This is a genomic window from Auraticoccus monumenti (assembly GCF_900101785.1).
Lineage (GTDB): Bacteria > Actinomycetota > Actinomycetes > Propionibacteriales > Propionibacteriaceae > Auraticoccus > Auraticoccus monumenti.
The window spans coordinates 1,281,972-1,306,360 of sequence record NZ_LT629688.1 but is presented as its reverse complement, the minus strand read 5'-3'; the positions used below and the strand labels follow the sequence as shown (position 1 = coordinate 1,306,360).

Annotated in this window: 20 protein-coding genes; 5 read left to right on the top strand and 15 right to left on the bottom strand. The window is 73.8% G+C overall.

Features of this window, described 5'->3' with window-relative positions; translation table 11 throughout:
* Positions 1 to 178: 178 nt before the first annotated feature.
* Together BLT52_RS06000 and BLT52_RS05995 are read right to left on the bottom strand one after the other, a co-directional pair.
* The gene (locus BLT52_RS06000) at positions 179 to 2,680 is read right to left on the bottom strand and encodes a phosphoketolase family protein (protein WP_090591553.1); all 2,502 of its coding nucleotides are present in this window, start codon (positions 2,678 to 2,680) and stop codon (positions 179 to 181) included.
* Positions 2,681 to 2,796: 116 nt separating this feature from the next.
* Positions 2,797 to 3,354 carry a dihydrofolate reductase family protein gene (locus BLT52_RS05995; protein ID WP_090591552.1) on the bottom strand — a complete coding sequence of 186 codons (558 nt, stop codon included), beginning with the start codon at positions 3,352 to 3,354 and terminating at the stop codon, positions 2,797 to 2,799.
* A 272-nt stretch (positions 3,355 to 3,626) separates the two neighbouring features.
* On the opposite strand from BLT52_RS05995, the gene BLT52_RS20745 reads away from it, so the two are divergent.
* Together BLT52_RS20745 and BLT52_RS21180 are read left to right on the top strand one after the other, a co-directional pair.
* Entirely contained in the window at positions 3,627 to 3,800 is a 174-nt protein-coding gene (locus BLT52_RS20745) for a hypothetical protein (RefSeq protein ID WP_157676998.1), read from the top strand.
* Positions 3,784 to 4,557 (top strand): MerR family transcriptional regulator, encoded by a 774-nt coding sequence (locus BLT52_RS21180; protein ID WP_197679213.1) that lies wholly within the window; start codon positions 3,784 to 3,786, stop codon positions 4,555 to 4,557. Before BLT52_RS20745 ends, BLT52_RS21180 begins: the two co-directional genes overlap by 17 nt.
* 507 nt (positions 4,558 to 5,064) lie before the next feature.
* Here BLT52_RS21180 and BLT52_RS05985 read toward each other — a convergent pair.
* From BLT52_RS05985 to BLT52_RS05965, 5 genes are all read right to left on the bottom strand, one after another.
* Entirely contained in the window at positions 5,065 to 6,570 is a 1,506-nt protein-coding gene (locus tag BLT52_RS05985; RefSeq protein WP_090591550.1) for a cryptochrome/photolyase family protein, read from the bottom strand.
* Positions 6,571 to 6,641: 71 nt separating this feature from the next.
* Positions 6,642 to 7,502 carry a carbohydrate ABC transporter permease gene (locus BLT52_RS05980; protein ID WP_090591548.1) on the bottom strand — a complete coding sequence of 287 codons (861 nt, stop codon included), beginning with the start codon at positions 7,500 to 7,502 and terminating at the stop codon, positions 6,642 to 6,644.
* Position 7,503: 1 nt separating this feature from the next.
* Positions 7,504 to 8,451 (bottom strand): carbohydrate ABC transporter permease, encoded by a 948-nt coding sequence (locus BLT52_RS05975; protein WP_090591546.1) that lies wholly within the window; start codon positions 8,449 to 8,451, stop codon positions 7,504 to 7,506.
* Positions 8,448 to 9,767: an extracellular solute-binding protein gene (locus BLT52_RS05970; RefSeq protein WP_090591544.1), complete on the bottom strand. Its 1,320-nt coding sequence runs from the start codon at positions 9,765 to 9,767 to the stop codon at positions 8,448 to 8,450. The genes BLT52_RS05975 and BLT52_RS05970 overlap by 4 nt, the downstream gene beginning before the upstream one ends.
* Positions 9,764 to 11,683, bottom strand: a complete 1,920-nt coding sequence (locus BLT52_RS05965; protein WP_090591542.1) for a glycoside hydrolase family 127 protein — start codon at positions 11,681 to 11,683, stop codon at positions 9,764 to 9,766. Before BLT52_RS05965 ends, BLT52_RS05970 begins: the two co-directional genes overlap by 4 nt.
* Positions 11,684 to 11,903: 220 nt before the next feature.
* On the opposite strand from BLT52_RS05965, the gene BLT52_RS05960 reads away from it, so the two are divergent.
* Together BLT52_RS05960 and BLT52_RS05955 are read left to right on the top strand one after the other, a co-directional pair.
* Positions 11,904 to 12,863 carry a LacI family DNA-binding transcriptional regulator gene (locus tag BLT52_RS05960; protein ID WP_231946524.1) on the top strand — a complete coding sequence of 320 codons (960 nt, stop codon included), beginning with the start codon at positions 11,904 to 11,906 and terminating at the stop codon, positions 12,861 to 12,863.
* 231 nt (positions 12,864 to 13,094) lie between these two features.
* A complete protein-coding gene (locus BLT52_RS05955; protein WP_090591538.1) occupies positions 13,095 to 13,712 on the top strand; it encodes a hypothetical protein in 618 nt (205 codons plus the stop codon).
* 108 nt (positions 13,713 to 13,820) lie between these two features.
* On the opposite strand, the gene BLT52_RS21035 is transcribed toward BLT52_RS05955, so the two are convergent.
* The 6 genes from BLT52_RS21035 to BLT52_RS05925 all read right to left on the bottom strand — a co-directional run bounded on the left by BLT52_RS21035 (position 13,821) and on the right by BLT52_RS05925 (position 21,615).
* A complete protein-coding gene (locus tag BLT52_RS21035) occupies positions 13,821 to 15,239 on the bottom strand; it encodes a serine/threonine-protein kinase (protein WP_172803997.1) in 1,419 nt (472 codons plus the stop codon).
* A complete protein-coding gene (locus BLT52_RS21665) occupies positions 15,236 to 18,763 on the bottom strand; it encodes an FHA domain-containing protein (protein ID WP_090591533.1) in 3,528 nt (1,175 codons plus the stop codon). Before BLT52_RS21665 ends, BLT52_RS21035 begins: the two co-directional genes overlap by 4 nt.
* Positions 18,764 to 18,765: 2 nt before the next feature.
* Positions 18,766 to 19,542, bottom strand: coding sequence for a PP2C family protein-serine/threonine phosphatase (locus BLT52_RS05940; RefSeq protein ID WP_157676997.1), 777 nt, complete (start codon positions 19,540 to 19,542; stop codon positions 18,766 to 18,768).
* A 32-nt stretch (positions 19,543 to 19,574) separates the two neighbouring features.
* Complete coding sequence (locus BLT52_RS05935) at positions 19,575 to 19,817, bottom strand: VOC family protein (protein ID WP_197679212.1); 243 nt, start codon at positions 19,815 to 19,817, stop codon at positions 19,575 to 19,577.
* Positions 19,818 to 19,839: 22 nt separating this feature from the next.
* The gene (locus BLT52_RS05930) at positions 19,840 to 20,805 is read right to left on the bottom strand and encodes a bile acid:sodium symporter family protein (protein ID WP_090591531.1); all 966 of its coding nucleotides are present in this window, start codon (positions 20,803 to 20,805) and stop codon (positions 19,840 to 19,842) included.
* A gap of 138 nt (positions 20,806 to 20,943) precedes the next feature.
* Positions 20,944 to 21,615, bottom strand: a complete 672-nt coding sequence (locus BLT52_RS05925; protein ID WP_090591528.1) for a hypothetical protein — start codon at positions 21,613 to 21,615, stop codon at positions 20,944 to 20,946.
* Between the two features lie 201 nt (positions 21,616 to 21,816).
* Between BLT52_RS05925 and BLT52_RS05920 the strand changes: the two genes are divergently transcribed.
* Complete coding sequence (locus BLT52_RS05920) at positions 21,817 to 22,884, top strand: class I SAM-dependent methyltransferase (protein ID WP_090591527.1); 1,068 nt, start codon at positions 21,817 to 21,819, stop codon at positions 22,882 to 22,884.
* A 219-nt stretch (positions 22,885 to 23,103) separates the two neighbouring features.
* On the opposite strand, the gene BLT52_RS05915 is transcribed toward BLT52_RS05920, so the two are convergent.
* Positions 23,104 to 23,757, bottom strand: a complete 654-nt coding sequence (locus BLT52_RS05915) for a methylated-DNA--[protein]-cysteine S-methyltransferase (RefSeq protein WP_231946523.1) — start codon at positions 23,755 to 23,757, stop codon at positions 23,104 to 23,106.
* Entirely contained in the window at positions 23,754 to 24,248 is a 495-nt protein-coding gene (locus BLT52_RS05910; protein WP_172803996.1) for an RNA polymerase sigma factor, read from the bottom strand. Before BLT52_RS05910 ends, BLT52_RS05915 begins: the two co-directional genes overlap by 4 nt.
* Between the last annotated feature and the right edge of the window lie 141 nt (positions 24,249 to 24,389).

Below are 24,389 nucleotides of genomic sequence, written 5' to 3'. Positions count from 1 at the left end.
AATACAACGTAGGACCGTGCTCCCCTGCTTGTCAACCATCTGGTTGAGGACGCTGCTCCCGGCGCGACGACGCCCGGCCCCCTCGGTGTCGAGGGAGCCGGGCGGAGTCGTCAGGACCAGCGGGTGGGCCGGGGGGTGGGTGGGTGCCACCACCCGCGTCGGACCGTCGCCGAGGCGGCTACTCGTTGTCGCCTCCGGTCCCGGAGTTCTGCATCCCCGCCGGCGGGGCGTCCACCTCCGCCGCCTGCGGCCACACCCAGTCCCGCACCAGCGGCAGGTCCTCGCCGTGCTCACGGGCGTACATCCGGGCCTCCAGGCGCATGTCCTGCATCTGCTGGCGGACGCTGGCGTAGCGGCTGGCCAGGCCGGGGACGCGGTCGATGACGTCCATCACCAGGTGGAAGCGGTCCAGGTCGTTCATCATCAGCATGTCGAAGGGCGTCGTGGTGGTGCCCTCCTCCTTGAACCCGCGCACGTGCAGGTTCGCGTGACCGGTGCGGCGGTAGGCCAGCCGGTGGATCAGCCACGGGTAGCCGTGGTAGGCGAAGACCACCGGGCGGCTGGTGGTGAAAATGGTGTCGTAGTCGCGGTCGCTCAGCCCGTGAGGGTGCTCGCCCTCGGGCTGCAGCCGCATCAGGTCCACGACGTTGACCACCCGCACCTTGAGCTCCGGCAGGTGCTGGCGGAGCAGGTCGGCGGCGGCCAGCACCTCCACGGTGGGGATGTCACCGGCGCAGGCCAGCACCACGTCGGGCTCCGTGCCGGGCTGCTCGGTGCCCGCCCAGTCCCAGATGCCCAGACCGCGGGTGCAGTGCCGGACGGCCTCCTCCATGGTCAGCCACGTCGGGTTGGGCTGCTTCCCGGCGACGACCACGTTGATGTACTGCTTGCTCCGCAGCACGTGGTCGAAGGTGCTGAGCAGCGTGTTGGCGTCCGGCGGCAGGTAGACCCGGATGATGTCGGCCTTCTTGTTCACCACGTGGTCGATGAAGCCCGGGTCCTGGTGGGAGAAGCCGTTGTGGTCCTGGCGCCAGACGTGGGAGCTGAGCAGGTAGTTGAGCGACGCGACGGGGCTGCGCCACTCGATGTGGTTGGTGACCTTCAGCCACTTGGCGTGCTGGTTGACCATGGAGTCGACGATGTGGATGAAGGCCTCGTAGGACGACATCAGCCCGTGCCGGCCGGTGAGCAGGTAGCCCTCCAGCCAGCCCTGGCACTGGTGCTCGCTGAGCATCTCCATCACCTGGCCGGCCCGGCCCATGAACGCGTCCAGGTCGCCGCCCTCGTAACCGGCCATCCACTGCTTGTCGGTGACGTCGTAGACGTCCTGCAGCCGGTTCGAGGCGGTCTCGTCGGGGCCGAAGATGCGGAAGTTGCCGGGGTTGACCCGCATCACCTCACGCAGCCAGGCGCCCAGGACACGGGTCGGCTCGACCACCGCCGCCCCCGGCACCTGGACGTCCACCCCGTGCTGGCGGAAGTCCGGCAGCCGGAGGTCGATCCGGCGCGAGCCGCCGTTGGCCTGCGGCAGCGCCCCCATCGCCAGCTCCGGCGGCGGGGCCAGCGAGGCGATGTCGGCGTCGAGGCGTCCCTGCTCGTCGAAGAGCTCCTCCGGACGGTAGGACCGCAGCCAGTCGTCCAGGTCCCGCAGGTGCTCCTCGGTGTCGCGGGCGCTGGCTAGCGGCACCTGGTGGGAGCGCCAGCTGCCCTCGGTCTTCTTGCCGTCGATGGTCTTCGGCCCCGTCCAGCCCTTGGGGGTGCGGAAGACGATCATCGGCCAGCGGGGACGCTCGGCGTGCTCGGCCCCCTGCTCGGCGGCGGCGGCCCGGGCGACGGCGATCTCGTCCAGCACGGTGTCCAGCAGCTCGGCGAAGCGGCGGTGGTAGGACTCCGGGGTCTCGTCGTCGAAGCCGGCGGTGAACAGGTGCGGGGTGTGGCCGTAGCCGCGCATCAGCTCCTGGAGCTCCTCCTCCGGGATGCGGGCCAGCACGGTGGGGTTGGCGATCTTGTAGCCGTTGAGGTGCAGCACCGGCAGCACCACCCCGTCGGTGACCGGGTTGAGGAACTTGTTCGAGTGCCAGGACGTCGCCAGCGGGCCGGTCTCGGCCTCGCCGTCCCCGATGACGGTGAAGGCGAGCAGGTCCGGGTCGTCGAAGACCGCACCGTAGGCGTGGGAGAGGGCGTACCCGAGCTCGCCGCCCTCGTGGATCGAGCCGGGGGTCTCCGGGGCGACGTGGGAGGGGATCCCCCCGGGGAAGGAGAACTGCTTGAACAGGCGCTGCAGACCCTCCTCGTCCCGGCTGATCTCGGGATAGACCCGGGAGTAGGTGCCCTCGAGGTAGGTGGAGGCCACCAGACCCGGTCCGCCGTGCCCGGGGCCGGTGACGAACACGGTGGGCTGGCGCCGCTCGCTGATCGCCCGGTTGAGGTGGGCGTAGAGGAAGTTGAGCCCCGGCGTGGTGCCCCAGTGACCGAGCAGACGCGGCTTGACGTGGTCACGGCTCAGCGGGGTGCGCAGCAGCGGGTTGTCCAGCAGGTAGATCTGCCCGACCGAGAGGTAGTTCGCGGCGCGCCACCAGCGGTGGATGCGGTCCAGGTCACCCTCGGCCAGGGCCGGGGCACCGGTGTCGGCGCGCTGGGGCCAGCTGGCCCGTTGGAGCTGCACGGGAGCGGTCGTCATGGGTCCTCCAGAGGTGGGTTGCTCCCCATCATGTACCCACCCCGCCGGGCTGGCACGTGAACGCTCGGTGTCCTCACAGCACCCCGACCCGGTGGCGGCCGACGACCGCGACCGGGTCAGCGGGTCCGGTAGCGCGTGTAGACCAGTCCGGTGTCGAAAGCACGTGTCTCGACCAGGTCCAGCTCGAGACGCACGCCGTCGGGGAAGAACCGCAGGCCGCCGCCGACCGCGGTCGAGGTGGTGAACAGCTGGTACTCGTCGACCAGGCCGGCCCTGACCGCCTGGGCCGCCAGGGTCGGGCCGTCGATCGTGAGGTCGGTCTCGGACCCCGCCTTGAGCCGGCGCACCGCATCGGGGTCGAAGCTCCGCTCGATCCGGGTCCGGGCGCTGGAGACCGACTCCAGCGTGGTGGAGTACACCACCTTCTCGGCGGCCTGCCAGTCACGGGCGAACTCGAGGATGTGCGGTGGGGCGTCGGGGAGCGTGTGCGCGGTCTCCCAGAACAGCATCGTCTCGTACATCCGCCGGCCGTACAGGTAGGTGCGGACCGGGCGGAAGAGGTCGCCGATGAACGTGTGCACCTCCTCGTCCTCGGCCCCGCGACCGAGGTCGCCCTCCGCCGCCGCGGCGTAGCCGTCCAGCGAGACGAGCATCGAGTAGATGAGCTCGGCCATGAGTCCTCCTCCGGGTGCGGCCGACGTCCTGCTGGCGCCGGTCCTGCCGTGGTGACCCGGGCACCCGCGGGAACTCATCGTCCGCACCGGCCCGTTCCCCGGTGGTTGGTCTCGTCGGCCAGTGGGGACTGACGGGCCGGGCCGTCCCTGCGGTGCGCCATCCGTGCCCCACAGCGGTGGCTGACCGTCATCAACCCACAGCCCCTCGGCCCCGACGGACGCGGTCGCCGTCGGCTTGACCCCGACGCGACGTCGGGGTGTGCACTCGGCGTGTGAAGCCCACCACCACCGCGCACCGCGGGTCGCACCTCTCGTCCCGCCTCGACAGCGGGGTCGCCGCCGTCTCCCCGCCGCTGGTCCTCCTGCGGACCACCTCGGTCGTCGCGCTCCTGGTGGTCGTCGCCACCCACGCCCTGCATGATCTGGAGCGTGAGCGGACCTCCTGAGATGCACAGCAACGAGCTCGCCGAGCTCGCCGGGGTGACGGTGCGCACCCTCCGGCACTACCACCAGATCGGGCTGCTGGAGGAGCCCGAGCGCTCCGCCAACGGCTACCGCCGCTACACGGTCCGCCACCTGGCGACGGTGCTGCGCATCGTCAGCTTCACCGACCTCGGGGTGCCGCTCGCGGAGGTCCGTCGGGTGCTGGACGACGCCGGGGCCACCACCGAGCTGCTCGACGGCATCGACCAGCAGACGGCGGCCGAGATCGAGCGGCTCACCGCCCGGCGCCGGACCATCGCCGCCCTCCGCGACGGCGGTGCGACCCCCGACCTCCCCACCGCCCTGGTCCCGCACGTCCCCCTGCTGCGGCTCCTCGAGCAGGCGTGGGGCGCCAGCGGCGTCCACGAGCGGGAGCAGCTGGCGCTGATGAAGCACTTCAGCGGTGACGCGGCCATGCCGTGGCTCGTCACCGCCCTGGAGAGGCTGTCGGTCTCGGCCGAGCACCACGCGACGCTCCTCCGGGCGTTCGCCGAGCTCGAGGACGACGCACCGCCGACGGAGACGCTGCCGCTGGCCCGCGCCATGGTGGAGCTGCTCGACTCGGCCGTCACGCTCGGGGACGTCCCCGACCTCGGCCGCGAGGGGACCCGGATGCTCCTGGCGCACCAGGACAGCAGCCACAACGACGCCCAGCGGCGGGTGATGGAGCACGTCCTGCTGGAGCTCGACCGGCGGCACCCGCCGACGACCCAGCCCTGACCCCGGGTCAGTGGGCGCACCATCGGCCACCCCGCCCTGGTGGCGCCCGCCATGGACGACCTCGTCGCCTCTCACCTTCGTCGTCGTCCCTGGCCCGTGGGAGCTGGGGCCCGCGTGTCGGGTTCGCCCTCAGCCGCACCCACCCCGCGGTCACCACGCAGGCTGCTGCGGTCCCTTGAGAACACGGCTCCGAGGGCAGGCGAGGTCCGTCCTGCCGAGCACAACCGGTTCCTCAGCAGACACCACTCGACGTATCCGCAGAGGCGTCTGCTGGGAGTCCGGTTCTGCTTCGCGGCGAGCCGACGCGCCTGGGTGCTCTGCTCAGGGGGCACTGGTGCGTGGGACAGCGGATCTGGGACCCGACGTGCACAACCAGTCCCTCAGCGGACACCACTCGACGTATCTGGAGGGGCGTTTGCTGGGGGTCCGGCTCTGCTCGCCCGACGGACGGGTCGCAGCACCTGCTGCTCTCCTGGACCTGCAGGTCCGGATCCGGTGAGCGGCCGGTCATCCCGGGCGGGTGAGCTCCTCGATGGCCTGGGTGGCGATCCGGCGGTGCCGGGCCCGGGTCTCCTCGTCGTGGCCCTCGAGGTGGCGGGCGATCATCTGCGAGCGCGGGTTGGCGGCGAACACGTCGGCGTGGTCGGCGACGAAGTGCCAGTAGAGGGCGTCCCAGACCTCGGTCCAGTCCCCCTTGGGCACGTCGGACATCTTGCGCAGGTAGTTGCTGCCCGAGACGTAGGGCTTGGTGGTGATCGCGTCCCCCGCCGCGAACTGGCTCATCGCGTAGACGTTGGGCACCATCACCCAGTCGTAGGCGTCGATGAACAGCTCCATGAACCACTCGTAGACCGCCTCCGGGTGGACCCGCAGCAGGCACATGGCGTTGCCGGCGACCATCAGGCGCTCGATGTGGTGGGCCCAGGCCCGCTCGTTCACCCGGCCCACCACGAGGTCGACCGGGTCCAGCCCGGTCTCGCCGGTCCACCACTGCGGGCCGAGCGTGCGGGTGTGGCCGAGGGCGTTGCGGTGGCGCATCCGGCGTCCCCAGAGCACGTAGGCCCCGCGCATGTACTCCCGCCACCCGATCACCTGGCGGACGAACCCCTCGATCGAGGCCAGCGGGACCTGCTGCTCCTCGGCGGCGGCCAGGGCGCGCTGGACGACGTCGGCGGGGTCGAGCAGACCGGTGTTGAGGGAGGAGGACAGCACCCCGTGGAACAGGAACGGGTGGGCGCGGCTGACGGCGTCCTCGTAGGGCCCGAAGGTGGCCAGCCGCTCCTGCAGGAACTGCTCGAGCCAGGCCCCGGCCTCGGCGTGGCTGGTCGGCCAGGCGAACCCGTCGGCCTCACCGGGGTTGTCGGGGAACTCCTGCCCGACCCACTCGACGGCCTCGTCGACCGCCGGGTGCCGCTGCGGCCAGCCCAGCTCGGGCGGCACCACGTCCTTGGGCAGCTTCTTGCGGTTGTCCTGGTCGAAGGACCACTGACCGCCCACCGGCTGCTCGCCGTCGACCAGGATGTCCAGCCGCTGCCGCTGCCAGCGGTAGAAGTGCTGCATCCGCGGCCGGGCGCCCCGTCCGCCGCGCCCCCCGAGCTGCTCCTGCAGCTGGGCGTTGGTGGTGAGGAAGGCCGGGGTGTCGAGGACGTCGTCGGGGTCGAGCGGGCAACCCACCGCCTCGCACACCTCCGCCAGCCGCTGCTCGCACCAGTCGTCGACCACCTCGTGGACGGTGATCCGGTCCGGCGCCAGCCCGCGCAGGACGTCCGCGAGCCGCTCGGTGCTGGGGGTGTCGGCACTGGTCTCCACCACGCTGACCTCGAACCCGGCCCCGCGCAGCCGGTCGGCGAAGCGCCGCATGCTCGCCCGGTGCAGCACCAGCTTCTGGGTGTGGAACCGGTACAGCCGGAAGAACAGGTCGTCCTCCACCAGCACGAAGCGGGTGTCCGGGGGCGCCTCCAGGTGGGCCTCGAACAGCTGGTTGGGGAAGACGACGTGGACCTGACCGCTCACCTGGTGAACCTACGTCGACGGTCCGGGCGGCGCTCCCCGGGGTGCCCCCGGGCACGCCGCCGGCCGACGCGTCAGCCCTTGACCGCCCCCGAGGCCAGCCCGGAGACGTAGAAGCGCTGCAGGGCGATGTAGAGGATGACGCAGGGGATCATCGCGACCACCGCACCGGCCACCAGGAAGCCGAAGTTGACCTCCCCGTAGGCCCCGCTCTGCAGGTTCACCAGCGCCACCGGCAGCGTGTAGAGCTGCTGCTGGGTGAGGAAGGTGAGCGCACCCAGGAACTCGGTCCAGGAGGCCAGGAAGGCGTACAGCGCCACCGTCGCCGCCCCCGGCAGGATCAGCGGGCGCAGCACCGAGGTGATCAGCCGCAGGGTGCCGGTGCCGTCGACGTGGGCGGAGTCCTCGAGGTCGCGCGGCACCGAGGAGAAGGCGTTGCGCATCACGAACACCCCGAACGGCAGGTTCACGGTGGTGTAGAAGAGCACCAGACCGAGCAGGCTGTCGGTCAACCGCATCGCGTTCATCTGCAGGTACAGCGGGGTGAGGATCGCCTGGAACGGCACCATCATCGTCACCACCACCAGCCCGAAGAGGAGCAGCACGCCCCGGAAGCGGAACCGCGCGAAGCCGTACCCGGCCAGCGTGGACAGCACCGCGGTGAGCACGGCGGTGGAGACCGAGACCACCAGGCTGTTGGCCACCGCCCGCACCAGCTGCCCCTCCCCGGCCAGGCCGGCGAAGTTCTCCGTGGTCAGGTCCAGGAAGCCGCCCTCCTCGCCGATGATCACGGCGTTGGCCTGCAGCGAGCGGAGCAGGGAGAACAGCAACGGGGTGAGGAAGACGACCACGGCGAGGACGCCGCCCACCAGGTACAGGGTGCGCTTGAGGTTGGTCTCGCCGCGGTCGTTCGCGGTGGCGGTCAGGGTCGCCATGTCAGTCCTTCTCCCGGAGCAGGCGGAACTGGAGGGCGGTGACCAGACCCACCACGACCACCAGCACGATGGACAGCGCGGTCGCGGACCCCAGCTGCAGCTGGATGAACCCGCGGTTGTAGATGTACTGGACGACCGTGGTGGTCTCGGTGCCCGGACCGCCCTTGGTGAGCACGTAGAACTGGGTGAAGGCCAGGAAGGAGCCGATCACCGAGATGATCAGGCACATGGCGATGGAGCGCCGCAGCTGCGGCAGGGTGATCAGCAGCTCCTTGGCCCACCAGCCGGCACCGTCCAGCGAGGCCGACTCGTAGACCTCCGACGGGATGGACTGCATCCCCGCCATCAGCAGCATCATGGTCAGCCCCGGGACGGCCCAGATCACCAGCACGCAGATCAGGGCGGTGCCGAGGGTGCCGTCGACCAGCCAGGCGGTCTGGCCGTCGGTGATGCCGAGCGCGGCCAGCACCAGGTTGAGCGCCCCGCTCCCGGGCTGCGCCTCCAGCACCACCATGAAGCTGAGGGTGGTCAGACCCACCACGTAGGGCAGGAAGAGGACCGTCCGCAGCAGCGCGACGCCGCGGCGCCGCGCCCGGACCAGGACGGCCATGGCGTAGCCCAGCAGCAGGATGGGACCGGTCACGATCGCGGTGTAGAGCAGGGTGTAGAGGATGGCCCGGCCGAAACCCTCGTCGCTGAGCAGCCGGACGTAGTTGTCCAGCCCCGCCCACTCGACGGTGCCGATCAGCGGCCAGCTGGTGAAGCTGATCACCAGCGCGAAGGCCAGCGGGACGAGGGCGAAGACGACCACCAAGATCACCGCCGGGGCCACCAGGGCCAGGCCGGTGCGCGGCGGGTGGACCAGCGAGTGGTGTCGGCGGGTGCCGCCGTCGGCGGCCACCGGGGCGACCGCGGTGGAGACCGCGGACGTCGTGGCGCTGCTGCTCATGCCTGTGCCTGACTCAAGATGGCGTCCCAGCCTTCCTGGCCCTCGGCGATCGCGCCGTCGAGGTCCCCGTCGAAGACGGCGCGGCGGAACATCTTGAGCCACGGGCCGTCGGGTTGGTTGTAGATCAGGTTGTAGGCCAGCGTGGTCGGCGCGTAGCCGGCCTCGATGTCGTCCAGCGGCACGCTGGCGTGGGGGTAGGTCTCGCGGAACCGCTCGTCGGCGACGTCGGCGCGGACCGGGGTGTAGCCACCGGCGGGCAGGGCGAACTGCTGGGGCAGGTCGAGGGCGAACCGGACGAACTCCCAGGCCCCGGAGGCGTTGCGGGCCCCGCGCGGGATGCACATGTTGTCCCCGCCGTCGAAGAAGGCCCCACCACCGTCGGGTCCGGGCAGCAGCCGCGAGGTGATCCGCTCGGCGAAGTCGCCCTCGGCGCTGGACACGGCGACGGAGTAGTTGGTCGGGAAGATCCCGATCCGCCCGCCCCGGAAGTCGCTCCCCCACCGGCTGGCGTCGTCGGCGAAGCTGGTCGGGGCGACCAGGTCCTCGGTCCACATCGTGCGGTGCAGCTCGAGCATGGCGCGGACCGCCTCGTTGCCCTCGATGGCACCGCGCTGGACTCCCACCTCACCGGTGATGAAGTCGGTCTCGGCCGCCCAGACCATGGGCTGCACCACGAACCCGAGGGCGCCGGGGCTGTTGCCGGGAAAGCTCCAGGCGTAGGTGTCGGGGCCCAGCCCGCGGAGCGCCCGGGCGGCGTCGAGCAGCTGGTCGAAACCCTGCACCGCCACGTCGGGGTCGACCCCGGCGGCCTCGCACAGGTCGAGGTTGAACCAGAGCAGGGAGTTGTCGGCCAGGTACGGAGCGCCGTAGACGCGACCCTCCCGGGTGGCCAGACCGAGGTGGCCGGGGCTCAGCTCGTCGGCGTAGGGCAGCGCCGCGACCAGGTCGGTCAGGTCGGTGAAGGCGTCGCGGTAGATGAACAGCATCGAGTTGATGTCGTCGATGTCGACCAGGTCCGGCACCTCGCGACCGCGGATCGCGGTGGCCAGCTTGGTGACGTACTGGGCGTCCAGCACCGGGGTGAGCTCGACGGTGAGCCGGTCCTGGCTGGCGTTGAACGCCTCGACCAGCGAGGTCAGCCCCTCCTGGGTCGCGGCCCGGCACCAGACGCGGACGGTGCCGGTGGCCCCCTCGCCGAACCCGGGAGCCGCGGTGTCCGGGGCGGGCAGCACCGAGCTGCAGCCGCTCAGCCCGAGCCCGCCGAGACCGACACCGCCGGCCAGGGCCAGCAGGCGGCGTCGGGACAGCGACGTCATGGCCGGTCGCCGAGCGCCGGCACCCAGACCCGCATGGCGTCGATCTCGCGGTTGGCCCAGGCGTAGTACGGGATGGCCACCAGGTCGACCTCCTCGCCCACCTCCGGGGGACCGCCGGCGGTCGGCCAGGGCCAGGACCGGTACTCCTCCGGGACGTCCAGGTGTCGGCCGCGGGCGGTGACGAGGGTGACGCCCTCCAGCAGCTCGGGGTGGTGCTCGCCGCGGGCGGCGGACCCGGGCACCAGCGCGACGTCGTCGAGACGGACGTCCGCGCCCTGGTCGCAGTGCTCGAAGGCGTAGACCAGCGGTCCTCGTTCGAGGGCGACGCAGCCGCGGACGGCGTCGGCGCGGGGGTGGGCGGTGACGGTGCGGACGTCGAGCGGCAGGGTGAGGACGACCTCGTCCCCGGGCTGCCACGCCCGTTCGAGGGTCAGGTAGCTGCCCGGCTCGGCCGGTCGGGACTCCCCCGCCACCGTCACGCTCGCTCCCGACGCCCAGGCCGGCACCCGGAGCCGCAGCGCGCTGGGGCCGTCCGCGCGGGTCACGCTGAGCCGGATCTCGGGGTCCCAGGGGTAGTTGGTGACGACCTCCACCGCCAGCGCCCCGGACTCCAGGGTGGCGCTGGCGTACTGGTGCACCCAGAGCCCGTCGGAGGTGCTGGTGGCCAGCAGGTCGGCCAGCCCCGCCATCGTGCGCATCACGTTGGGCGGGCAGCAGGCGCAGTCGAACCAGCCGCGACGCCCGTGGGCCGGGCTGCGGTTCTCATCGGCCGTGGCGCCACCGCGCAGCTGGAGGGGGTTGACGTAGAAGTACTCGGTGCCGGCGAGGGAGACCCCGGCCAGGAACCCGTTGAAGAGCATCCGCTCGATCGCGTCGGCGTAGTGCGCCGAGCCGGTGGCCAGCAGCAGCCGCCAGGCCCACTGGATGCCGCCGATGGCCGCGCAGGTCTCGGCGTAGGCCCGGTCCGGGCCGAGCTCGTAGGGCTCGCCGAAGGCCTCGCCCTCCCAGCGGGAGCCGAGCCCGCCGGTGAGGTAGGTCTTGGTCGCCCACATGGCGTCGAACTGCCGTTCCAGCAGGGCGAGCAGCTCCCGGTCGCCGGTCTCGGTGGCAAGGTCGGTGGCCCCGGCGGTCAGGTAGACGGCGCGGACCGCGTGCCCCTCGACGGTGGTGGCCTCGCGCACCGGCACCCGGTCGGAGAAGTAGGCCGGCTCCTTGCCGTAGGAGGCCATCAGCCCGTGGCCGCGGGAGTCGGTGAAGTAGCGGGCCAGGTCGAGGTAGTCCTGGGTGCCGGTCTCGCGGTACAGCTCGACCAGCGCCATCTCGACCACGGGGTGGCCGTCGACGTCGTGCTGGAGGTCGCGGCCGAAGGTGGCGACCAGGTGGTCGGCCAGCCGGACGGCGACGTCGAGCAGCCCCCGGTCACCGGTGCAGCGGACCTGGGCCACGGCGGCCTGGATGAGGTGGCCGGCGCAGTAGTGCTCGTGGCTCCAGGGCAGGTTGGAGTAGCGCTCGCCCCGGGCGGGGGCGACGGAGTTGAGGTAGCCGTCCTCGTGCTGGGCGGCGGCGACCAGGGCGGTGACCTCGCGCTGCAGGGTCAGCAGGTCCTCGGCCGGCCGGCGGGCCTGCTCCCAGGCGACCGCCTCCAGCCACTTGTAGACGTCGGAGTCGGCGAACACGGGCCCGACCGGCTCACCCTCGGCCTGACCTGCGGCGATCCGCAGGTTCTGCAGGTTACCGGCCCGCTCCAGCTGCTCGTGACCCCAGCGGATGCCGCCGGCGACGGCGTCCTGGCGGGCGGCCCAGAAGCCTCCGGTGATCCGCGCCCGGTCCAGCCCGAGCGGGGTGTGCCCCCCGGCGGCGGACGTGGGTCGGGCGGCGCTCAGGCCGCGGCCGGTGGGGAGAGCGACAGTGCTCATGGATCATCCTTCGGAAAAGAGGAACACGATTTCCTTCGTCACCGTAGAACGGGTACCGGCTGCCGTCAACCCCTTCGCCCGCTGCGCTGCCGGGATGGGTACGGTTGTCCCAGGCAGGACGCAGCACCTATCCTGCCGCTCACCCGGAAAACCAGGAAATACGCGCCAGGAGGTCAGCATCGCTTCGCCAGCCCAGGGCCGCGTCACCCGGATCACCGACGTGGCCGCGCTGGCCGGGGTGTCTCCGGGGACGGCGTCGAAGGCGCTGAACGGGACGGGCTCCCTGCGCGAGGAGACCCGGCAGCGGGTGCGCGAGGCCGCCCAGCAGCTGGGGTTCACCCCCGACGCGCGGGCCCGGTCGCTGTCCTCGGGACGCAGCTACACCGTCGGGCTGGTGACCACCGACAGCTCGGGCCGGTTCAGCATCCCGGTGATGACCGGGGCCGAGGACGCCCTCAGCGCCGGTGAGCTGATGCTGCTGCTCTGCGACACCCGCGACGACCCGCTGCGCGAGCGGCACTACCTGACCACGCTGTCGGCCCGCCGGGTGGACGGCCTGATCGTCACCGGTCGCCGCAGCGAGCCGAGGCCGCCGGTGCGCGCCGACGTCCCGGTGGTCTACGCGTTCAACCGCTCCACCGACCCCGGTGACACCTCGGTCGTGGTCGACGACCAGGCGGGCGCCGTCCAGGCCGTGGAGCACCTGCTCGGTCTGGGCCGCCGCCGGCTGGTTCACCTGACCGGTCCCGACCGCCACCTCAGCGCCCAGGAGCGGGCCGCCGGGACGGTCCGCGCCGCCGGGGACGCACTGGCCACCGAGCCGCTGTTCGGGGAGTGGAGCGAGCGCTGGGGACGTCAGGCGCTCGACCAGGCGCTGCGGAGGGTGCCGGACCTGGACGCCGTGGTGTGCGGCAGCGACCAGATCGCCCGCGGGGTGTGCGACCGGCTCCGCGAGCTCGGCCGGTCGGTGCCGGGGGACGTGGCCGTGACCGGCTTCGACAACTGGTCGGTGATGGCCGAGGCCAGCCGGCCGCCGCTGACCACCGTCGACCTGGAGCTGACCGAGCTCGGGCGTCGCGCCGCCCAGCTGCTGATCCGGGCCATCGACGGGGACCCGCAGCCCGGCCTGCTGACGATGCCGACCCGGCTGGTGGCCCGGGAGTCGACGCTGGGCGACTGACCCCGGCCGCGTCGGAGGAGCCGGCTGCCGCGGGGAGCCGGCACGGCACGGAGCAGCCGTCTGCTCATACGAGCAGGACGTGCGCCCCACGGCTCCACCCTGCTCCTGTGGACAGATCCGTGCGCGGGACGCCGCAGTGACTGCCGGAGGTGACCCAGCCCGTCGGCGGGGCCGAGCCGGAGAGTGGGTCGCCGCTGCCGCGCGGCGCAGGGCCTGCGGCATCCTGACGTGGTGAGAGCACCGAGCGACGTCCCCTGGCAGAGCGACGAGCGGACCTTCCGCATCTGCGTCTTCGAGGGAGCCGACTCACGTCTCTCGACGTTCGACTACTCCCGCACCTCGCTGACCACGGTCCTGGAGCAGTGTGCGTGGCGCTCCGACGAGGAGGCGCGGCTGTGGGCGCTGGCCGTCGTGGTGCAGACGAGCGCGGGCGAGCCGGGCGGCCTCGTGTGGCTCTCCGGCACGGACTACCGCACCCGTCCCAGCAGGCCGTCAGGCTGGCGGGCACGACGCGAGATGCAGGACAGGTACCTCGCGGCGAGGACGCGCCGGGGCGAGGCCCCGCTGCTGCCGGACGGCCGCCGCCTCATCCGCATGTTCTTCGACCACGGGCGCACGCTCCCGCTGTGGGAGACCTTCACCGACCACTACACGATCGAGCGCGGGGCCCTCCCGCTGACCCCCGGCCTGGAACGGGACCTGGCGACCTGGCAGGAGACCTGGGAAGACCGTTCCCCGGATCCGGCCCCGGGCGACGACGAGACCTTCCTGACGACGGCGTGGGCGCTGCACGCCCGGCTCGAGCGCGAGCTCGAGGACATCGCCGAGGTCCGCCCGGACTTCTGCTGAGTGCCGGCAGCGGGCACGCCGACTGATCCGTGGCGACCCGCTCGACCCTCCGTGGTCGCCGCCGGGCAGGTGCGGGACAGGTCCCCGTGGTGCCGACCGCGTCAACCCTCAGGAGGCGCAGCGCACCACCGGAGCGCTGGTGCGCCCCGACAGCAGGGTCTCCACGCTGACGCAGGGGCTGACGCCCTCGGGGACGGCCGCGGTGAACCCGGGCTCCTCGAGGGTGGTGGTCTCGGCGGGACGCTCCTGGAAGCCCCAGCGGTACCGGGCGCCCTCGTCCTGCACCGGGGTCCAGTCGCACACCAGCTCCTCGCCGTCCAGTCGGCAGTCGACGTCCTCGGGCGGGGTGGGGGCGGCGGGCGGCAGGACCTCGGTGGGCGCGGCCACGGACGCACTGGGTCCTGACTCGGGCGCCCGCTCGGGACCGAAGACCAGCACCCCGACCACGACGCCGATCACCGCGACCGCGGCGACCAGACCCAGCACCAGCCCCAGCGGGCTCCGCGGCGGCGCCGGCGTCACCGGTGCGACGGGCGCGGAACCGCCGGACCACCCGGTCGTCCCGGGCACCACCGGACGCGAGCTCGACGGGTCCTCGTCGATGGTCACCACCCCTCGGACCCGGGTCTCCTCCGCCTCGGCGCCGGAGGCCTCGGCCACCAGGCTGTCGCGGACGTCGATCGAGGTGGGGGCGAAGCCCAGCTGGCGCTCGATCCCCTGCAGCCCCTGGGCCAGCTCCAGCGCCGAGCGGGGCCGGGCCTCGGAGCGCTTGTGCATGGCGCGGGCCAGCAGCTGCTCCAGCTGGGGGACGGAGTCCATCCGCCCGGTGGAGGGCACCGGCGCGCGCTCGATCCGCGACACCACCGCCGCCGCGGAGTTGTCCCCGGGCACCTCGAACGGCGAGCGGCCGGCCAGCAGGGCGTAGACCGAGGCGGCCAGGGCGTAGACGTCGGTGCGCCGGTCGCTGCGCGGCTCGGCGTCGAAGAGCTCCGGTGCCGCCCACAGCACCGACAGCCCGGCGGCCTGGTCGCCGGTGTCGACCTGCGCGGCGATGCCGAAGTCGGTCAGCGCCGGCCAGCCGTAGTCGGTCACCAGCACGTTGGCCGGCTTGATGTCGCGGTGCAGGATGCCGGCCTGGTGGGCGGTCTCGACCGCGCTGGCCAGCCTCACCCCGATCTGCAGCGCCTCGCTGACCGGGATCGGCTCACGTCTGAGCCGCACCGCCAGGTTGGGCCGCGAGCAGTACTCCATCACCAGGTAGAGCCGGCCGTCCGGGGCGACGCCGGCCTGGTAGATGGTGACGATGCTGGGGTGGGCCGACAGCTGGGCCATCGCGTTGGCCTCGGAGACGAAGCGGCCGCGCAGGTCGTCGTCCACCACCGTCTCGACCAGCACCTTCACCGCCACCCGCCGTCGTGGCAGGTCCTGCTCGTACAGGTACACGTCGGCGAACCCGCCCGACCCGAGGTGCTGCAGCGGGCGGAACCCCGGGAGGGCGGGTGGTGGTGCGGGTGGGCGTCGGCTCAAGGCAGCCGTTCGATCGTGATCGTGACGCCGTCGCCGAGGTCGAGCACCCAGCCCGGCTCCATCGTGACGGGCTCCCCCGGGGTCAGCCGCTCGCGCTCGGGGTCCTCACCCGGACGGATCAGCGTGGTGCCGTTGGTGGAGTGCAGGTCGGTCACCACCAGGCTCCAGCCCTCCGGCGTCACCTGCACGTGGGTACGGGAGATGTCGTGGCTGGGGCTGGGGACCGTGAGCAGCCGGGGCAGGTGCTCCCGCGCCACCCGGGTGGCCGCCGGGGAGCGTCCGACCAGGACGGTGCGGTCGACCTCGAGCGGCGCCCCGGAGGACGGCCGGAGCACCGCCAGCACCGGTCGCGGCACCAGCCGCGGGTTCTGGCTCTGCACCGCACCACCGCAACGCCGGCAACGCTCCGCCTCCGGCGGGTTCGGGTGCTGCAGGGCGCACATGGTGGCCAGCACCAGCGCCTCACCCTGCGTGCTGCCCTGCGCCGCCGGCTTGTTGCGACGCGCGATCCCGGTCTGGAAGATCGTCGCCCCGTCGTGGTCGGCGGCGGACTCCGGCGCGGCCGGCTCGATCGAGCGCTGCGGACGGGCCGCCTCGCCGAACCCGGGCACACCGCGGATCAGACCGCCCTCGACGGGCACGTCGGTGCTCGCACCCTGCTCGGCCTCGTCGGCGTCCGACGCGGACGCCGCGGTGCCGGAGACACCGCCGCCGGCCGGGCCCTCGTCGCTGCGCGGCGCCCAGGGCTGACCGGGTCGAGCGGGCTCACCGGGGTCGCCGGACTGGCCGGGACGTCCCTCCGGCTGACCCTGCCCTCCGAAGGGTCCGTAAGGGCCCGGCCGGCCCTGCCCGTCGTGGGACCCGTAGGGGCCGGGCTGACCCGGCTGACCCGGCTGACCCGGCTGGGCACCGTACGGCCCGGGCTGGGCGGTCGGGCCGCCGTAAGGCCCGGGCTGACCGGTGGGGCCGCCGTAGAGACCGGGCTGTCCCGTCGGACCGGGCTGACCGTCGTAGGGACCCGGCTGGCCGGGCTGGCCGTAGGACCCCGGCTGACCTCCGTGGGGAATGGGCTGACCGGGCTGAGCGCCCTGCTGGCCGGGCTGACCACCCGGGGACCCGGGCTGACCAGGATACGGACCCGGCTGACCCCCGTAGGGACCGGGCTGACCAGGCCGGCCGCCCTGACCGGGCTGACCGCCGTGGGAGTCGCCCTGACCCGGCTGACCTCCGTAGGGGCCGGGCCACCCGCCCGGGCCCTGCCCGGGAGGGCCGGAGGGCCCGCCGGGACCGGGCTGGCCGGTCCAGGGCTGGCCGGGCTGCGGACGTCCGGGACCGGTGGGCTGACCCGGGCCGGGACCGTACCCGGGGGGCGGGGTACCCGGGGGCAGACCGGGAGCCGCGGCGAAACCGGGACCGGTCCCGCCTGGCGGCGCCAGGGCCGGTCCGCCGGGACCGCCGGGACCGCCGGGACCGCCGGGACCGCCGGGACCGCCGGGACCGCCGCCGTAGGGTCCGGGACGCTGCGGCCCTCCCGGGCCAGCGGCCGGCTGCTGCTGCCACTGCGGGGGCTGCCCCGGTCCCTGCGGACCCTGGGGACGCTGCGGGCCGGCGGTGCGCGGGTCGTCCCCGTGACCGGTGGCCGGGATCCCCGTCCGGCGGTTGTTCCAGGCGTCGGGCATCAGCTCGGTGTGGGAGTCGAGCAGGTCCTCCTCGTCGTCATCGGCGGCCAGTGCCTGGGCGGTCGCCTCGGGCGATCCGACCACGTCGGAGGGGTCGCCCAGCGCCTGCGGAGAGACCCTGTCCGGCGTGGGGCCCGGGGCGGCCGTGACCGGGCCGGTGGTGCTGATGCCCTCCAGCGGGGCCACCTGCTCGGCCGGCTCGGAGGCGCTCCCCGGACCGCCTCCCCAGGGTCCCTGCTGGCGGGTCGGCTCGCCGCCGGTCGTCGTCCCGCCGGAGGTGCCTTCGTGGTCGCCCGCGCGCCCCGGAGCCGTCTGCTGGTCGTCGGAGCGGCCGGAAGCCGTCTGCTGGTCGTCGGGCGTCCTCTGCTGGTCGTCGGCGCGACCCGGCGTCGTCTCGTCGCCGGGACCGCGGGCCGACCGCTGGTCGTCGTGGTCGGGTGCGTCGTCGTGCTCTGGCGCTCCGTCGTCGTGCGAGCCGGGTCCGTGGTCGGGGGTGGCCGCGTCCTGGGGCGCCGGGCCGTCGGCCGCGTCGTCGGCCTGGGCCGCGTCGCCGTCCGCCGCGTCGTCGCCCTGGCGGTCCCCGGTCGGCGACTCCTGCTCACCCGCCTCCTCCTCGCCGCGCTGGTGCCCTCCGACGGCCTCGTCCTCGTCGGGCTGGTGCCCTCCGACGGCCCCGTCCGGCGACGTCGGCTCGTACCGCCGGGCCACCTCGACGGCAACGACAGGGTCTGCGGTGGACGACCCGGACAGGTCGGCCCGGGCGGGCTCGACCGCGTCCTCCCCGTCCTGCTCCGCCGACTCCTCGTCGTCGGCGGGGTCCTGCGCGCCCTGCTGGCCCGCCCCGGCCGGCTCGGAGCCGTCCGGCTGCCCGGCGTCGTCCTGACCGCCCTCCTGCTCCCCGACGGCCTGGTCGCCGCCGCCCTGCTCGACCGCGCTCTCAGCCTGCTGGCCAGCACCCCCATCGGGCGCACCTCGCTGGTCGGCGCCCTGGCCCTCACCCGGCTCGTCGCGGTCGCTGTCCCCCTCGGAGTCGTCCAGCCGCTCGTCGAGCTCCTCACGCACCTCGGTCACCGCGGCGGTCGACGCGTCGGCCTCGGAGACCGAGGTCTCGTGCCCGTTCGGCAGGGCGGACGCGGCGGCCGAGCCGACCACCCCGGAGGTCACCGAGCCGACCACCTGGGAGCCCACCGCGCCAGCTCCCGGCGCCACCCCGGCCGCGGCAGCGGCAGCCGCCGCACCACCCGCGGACACCGGGGCGGCACCCGCAGCCGCACCAGCACCCGTGCCGCCCGCACCGGTCGGAGCCGCCGGCGCCGGGACCTCCTGCGGCGCCGAGACGCCGGCCGTCGAGGCCACCACGAAGGACTGGCTGGAGGAGACCGGGGAGGTGGCGTCCAGCACGATCGCCGACGCCTGCACGGCCCCGACCACCAGCGGCAGCTGCAGCACCGTGTCCTGGTCCACCGGCTCCACGTCCACCCGCACCTGGCGCAGGTGGCCGAGCCCGACCTCGCTCCAGGTCTGCACCCCGTCACCGTCGGCCACGACGTCGCCGGTGCGCAGGTCCACCACCCGGACCGAGCCGCGGACCAGCGAGTGCATGCCGGTCTCGTCGAAGAAGAAGACGCCCAGGTGCGGCACCTGGTCGATCCGGAACCGCACCAGCCGCTCGGCCAGGTCGCTGATGTCGACCGAGCCCATCACGTCGTCCCAGAGGGCGTTGACCAGCGCGGCGTGCTGCGGACGGGCAGGCGGCAGCACCACCAGCGAGGTGGGACCGGCCAGCACGACCCACCGCCCGGGGGTGTAGGTGGCGCGCCAGTGACCGATCTGCGTGCTGCTCATGCTCACCTTCGTAGCTGGGGGTCCGGGATGGTGGTCTGATCCTCGACGGGTTCGGCGAGAACATCAACCACGACCACGCTGACGTCGTCACCGCCCCCGACGCGCAGGGCGGCGTCGACGAGCTCGTCGGCGGTCTGGCGGGCCGGGCGGCGGCTCTTGGCCACCAGGGCGGCCTCGACCTCGGCGCCGTCGCGCACGAGGCCGTCGCTGCAGACCACCAGCCGCTCCCCCAGCACCATCGGCAGCAGCCAGAAGTCGGGGTCGAACTCGCCCTGGCGCATGCCGACCGCGCGGGTCAGCACCGTCCGGTCCGGGTGGACCAGGGACTCGAGCCGGCTGATCCGGCCCGCGTCGACCAGCTCCTGGGCGTGGGTGTGGTCCACGCTCACCTGCTGCATCCGCCGTTGCTCGACGCCGGTCACCCGGTAGACCCGGGAGTCGCCGACGTTGAAGATCATCCAGTAGGACTGGCCCTCGAGCACCAGCCCGACGGCGCCCGCGACGGTGCTGGCCGCCGGACGCCCGATCCGCTGCTGCAGGGCCAGGACGTCCTCGTGCGCGCTGCGCAGGGCCTGCACGACCTCGTCCGGGCCGATCACGGGCAGCCGGGCCAGCCGCTGCAGGTGGTCGACCACCACCGCGCTCGCGCCGGCCCCGTCGCCGTCGTCGCCCATGCCGTCGGCCACCGCGAACACCGGCGGCTCGAGCACCACTGCGTCCTCGTTCCACGTACTCGCCCGACCACGCTCGCTGAGGGCGCGCGCATCGAGTTCGAACACGGCGTGAGCGTAGGGGACGTGCGGGCCACGGATCAGCCGTCGCGCAGCTCCTCGGCCAGCGTCACGATGAGGCCGCTGGGCCCACGGAGCCACGTGAGCCGGTCGACGTCGGCGTAGGTCCCCACCCCGCCCCGCGGGTGGCAGCCGTGCCGTGCGGCGACCTCGAGGGCAGCGTCGAGGTCGTCGACCGTGAACGCGACGCGGTGCATCCCGATCCCGATCGGCCGGGTGGGGCCGGTCCCGACCGCCTCGACGTCCTCCAGCGGAATGGGCACGGCTGGCACGCCCCGCCCGGGCTCAGACGCGCGTCGGCTCCCGCTCGGCGACCGGCGCGGCCGGGCGCCGGGACCAGAAGGAGGCCAGCAGCGAGCCGGAGATGTTGTGCCAGACCGAGAACAGCGCTGCCGGGAGGGCGGACTCGGGGGTGAAGTGCACCCGGGCCAGCCCGGCGGCCAGACCGGAGTTCTGCATCCCGACCTCGATGCTCACCGCACGACGCGTCGCCTCGTCCATGCCGACCAGCCGCGCGGCCAGGTAGCCGAGCCCGAGCCCCAGCCCGTTGTGCAGCACCACCACCAGGGCCACCAGCAGACCGGTGGTGAGGATGGCGGCGGCGCTGCCGGCGACCACCGCCAGCACCACCAGGGTGATGCCGACGACCGAGACCAGCGGCATCCAGTCCAGCACCCGGTGGACGAACCCCGGGGCCAGCCGGCGCAGCAGCAGCCCGACCACGATCGGGGCGATCACGATCTGCACGATGGAGACGAACAGCCCGGCGGTGTTCACCGGCAGGAAGCTGCCCGCGAGCAGCAGCACCAGCAGCGGGGTCAGCAGCGGCGCCAGCAGGGTGGAGACGGTGGTCATGGCCACCGAGAGCGCCGTGTCGCCCTTGGCCAGGTAGACCATCACGTTGGACGCGGTGCCGCCGGGGGCCGAACCCACCAGCACCACCCCGACCACCAGGGCCGGCGGCAGCTGGGCGAGCAGCGCCAGACCCAGACCGGCCAGCGGCATGATCACGTACTGGGCCACCACCCCGATCACCAGCGCCCAGGGACGGCGGACGACCACGGTGAAGTCGGAGGCCTGCAGGGTCATGCCCATGCCGAGCATGATCAGCGCGAGCAACCAGGTGACCAGCGGGCCGAGGACGAGGAACGGCCCCGGCACCGCGACCGCAATGGCCCCGGCCACCAGGACGACGACCGGGAACCAGGCCCCCGCGACCCGTCCGATCCGCTGACCCGTGCCGTGCTCCATGCGTCCTCCTCACCCGTGCCGCCCCTCCGGCGACCCCCTGACGCTACCGACGAGCAACCCGATCGGGGAGGTGTCTCGCCGCCTCGGCCCCGACCGCGAGGTCCCCGCCGTCATGCCGCGACCGCGGCGTCTGCAGCGTCAGGACCCGACCTGGGCGGCCCGCACCGGAGGCGGCTGACGCAGCAGCCGGTGCACCACCACGGCCAGCACCGCGGACATGCCGAGCAGCTCCCCGGCGGCCTCCAGCCAGGTCAGCACGTAGACGACGTAGGGGTGCACGTGGTCGCGGACCGCGATGTGCACGAGGTCGACCCCGAGGCCGAACACCAGCAGCAGCGCCAGGCAGAGCAGCAGCAGGTGCGCCAGCCGGCGCTCCGGACGTCCGCGCAGGTAGCCCACCACCAGGGCCGCGCCCAGCGGGAGACCCATCAGCGCCCAGGCCACCAGCTCACCCACGTCCTGCCCCCTCAGACCGGGCACCGCGACGTCGGTCCGGGCGGCGAACCACCGGCCGAAGGCCTCGTGCAGCTGCAGCGCGTCGTCGAGCACCATCACCAGCAGGGTCGCCGCCACCGCGACCAGGAAGGAGCGCGCCACCCGGACCCGGGTCACCACCACCAGCAGCACCACCGCGGCCACCAGCAGCTTGAGGTAGCCGAAGCCCTCGGCGAAGGAGCGGTCGAGGTCGGCGTCCCAGCGCGGGTGGGCGAGCACGGGGAAGAGGTCGAAGGCCCGGTGCAGCCGGTGGCCCCAGTGGGCGGCGAGCAGGGCCCCGTCCACGGCGAGCAGCCCCAGGCACAGCAGCAGCACGCGTCGCGTCGTCGTCGACCAGCTCCGCCACCGCCGCACGATCCCCGTCCCCGGCACCCGCACCCCCCGTCGCGACGGCGCTGACCGCCGTCGGTGGCGAGGAGCGTAACCCCGCGGGTCGGCCGTCCCGGGCAGGCGCTGCCGGGGTGCGGCCGACCTCTGCGGCACCCGGCGGGGTGACCGGTCGGGGAGAATGCGTGCGTGACCTCCTCCCCGCCGCCCGACGGCTCGCTCGACCCCGACCCGGTGACCCGGCTGGTCCTCGACGAGGCCACCGACGTGCTCCCCGGCGGGTGGGAGGGCGCCGAGGTGCTGGTGGTCGACGACGTGGACGCCGCCCTGACCCGCGGCGTGCTGGCCGGCGGCGGACGTCCGCTGGCCTGGGTCGACGACCTGCGCGAGGCCCGGGTCTGCGAGGCCGCCGGCGCCCGGCTGCTCGACCCCGAGGACGGCACCCCCCTGCCTGTGGTCGCGGTGCTGGGACGGCTCTCCCCCGCGGTGGCGGCGGTGGAGGACCTCGCCGAGCGGCTGGCGGCGGTGGTCCCCGAGGGGGTGCGCGTGGTGCTCGGCGGGCGGGTCAAGCACATGACCCTGGCCCAGAACGAGGCGCTCGCCCGCTCCTTCGGCACCGTCTCGGCCAGCCGCGGACGGCAGAAGTCCCGGGTGCTGCACGCCTCGGACCCCCGCGCGGGGACGCCCCACTGGCCCCGGACCACCGTGCTGGACGAACCGGCCCTCGGCGCTCCGCTGACCCTGCGCAGCCGCGGTGCCGTCTTCGCCGGAGGACGTCTGGACGCCGGCACCCGGCTGCTGGTGCAGGCCCTCGACGCCGGCCCGGTCGCTGACGGCGGGGACGCCCTGGACCTCGGCTCCGGCTCGGGGGTGCTCGCGGTCTGGCTGGCCCGTCGCGGCCTCCGCACCAGGGCCGTCGACGTCTCGGCCGCCGCGGTCACCTCGACCCGGCTGGCCGCGGAGGCCGACCGCGTCGCCGTGGAGGTGTCCTGGGCCGACGGTCTGGAGGACGTCGCGGACGGCAGCCTCGACCTGGTGGTCAGCAACCCGCCCTTCCACGTCGGCGCCGCCAAGGACTCCACCCCCACCCTGGAGATGATCGACGACCTCGCCCGCGTGCTCCGGCCCGGAGGTGCGTCGTGGCTGGTCTGGAACGCCCACCTCCCCTACCTGCCCCGGCTGCGCTCAGCCGTCGGCCCCACCGAGGTGGTCCGGCGCGACCGCAGCTACCTGGTCACCCGCTCCGTCCTCCGCTGACGCACGTCCGACCGGCGTGAGTCGGCCCGGGGTGGGCCTGGCCGGGGCGGGTCCGTCGGGTCGGCCGGCCGGGTCACCCACACGCTGTTCACTTCTGCTGCGACTTGGCAGCAGGACTGCACACGCGGGGCGGACGGCGGTCGGTCAGACCCCTCACCCGGACGTCCAAGGCCCGCCGGCGCCCGCGGGGGCCGCCCGGGACCCGCGAGCGGCCCGAGGTCAGGCGGCGCCGCGCTCCAGGTCGAGCAGCACCTTCTTGACGTCGGCGCCGCCGCGGTAGCCGCCCAGCGCGCCGTCGGTGCGGAGCACCCGGTGGCAGGGCAGCACGATCGGGATCGGGTTGGTGGCGCAGGCCGACCCCACCGCCCGGACCGCCCCCGGGTTCTCCACCGCCGCCGCCACCTCGGCGTAGGTGGCGGTCCGCCCGTAGCCGATCCGGGCCAGCTGCTGCTGCACCCGTCGCCGGAAGACGGTGGACAGGCTGAGGTCCAGCGGCAGGTCGAACCCCTGCCGGCGACCGGCGAAGTACTCCTCCAGCTCCACCACCGCCCGCTCCAGCCGGCGCGGTGCCCGGACCACCCGCGGACCGAGCCGGCGGGCCAGCACCGCCAGCACCTCGTCCCCGTCCTCGTTGGCGAAGGCCACCCGGACCAGCCCCCGCTCCGTGGCCGCCAGCAGCAGCGTCCCCACCGGGGAGTCCGTGGTCCGCCAGGCCACCTCGACCAGCCCCTCGCCCTCGGCCTCGACGGCCAGCCGGTCCCGCAGCCGCTCCAGCAGGTCACCGGTGCCGGCGCCCAGGCCGCCCAGCACCGCGGGTCCCTGCACGACCTCCTGCCCCTGCACGACACCCAGCCCCCTCGTGCGCTCGTTCACCGTGCTCTCCTCTCCTGCTCCCGGTGGGCCAGGACCCGCCGCAGCACCGCGATGCCGTCCGCACTGGCCCGGCGGGCCGCGGCCTCGCTGCCCCCCACGATCGCCGCGACCTCGGCGTGCGGCAGCCCGGCCACGTGGTGGTAGGCCACGCACCGGCGCTGCTTGTCGGCCAGCCGGGCCAGCGCCTCCCACAGCTCGGTGTCGGGCGGCTCACCGATCCCCTCCGACCCCTCCCGCTCGGGCACGTCGGCCACCGGCAGCGCCCGCCGCGACCGGGCCCGCGTCACGTCGAGGGCACGGCGGTGGGCGATGGTGACCAGCCAGGCGCGGACGTCCGCACCCGGGTCCAGCCCGGGCCAGGCCCGCAGCGCGGACAGGTAGGTCTCGGACCAGGCGTCCTCGGCGTCGGCACCGGGACCGAGGACCGTGCGGCAGACGCGCAGCACCACGGTGCCGTGCTCGCGCACCGCCACCTCGAACGGCTGGTCCATCACCCTCCCTCGTCCACCGGTCCCCTCCCGGGGCCCACCCTCTCAACGCCGTGGGCGGGCGCGGTGTGAGGTCGCTCCCACCGACGGGCCCAGGTCGGACGCCCCACTAGGGTGAGCCCGCACCGGCGGCGGGTCCATGCG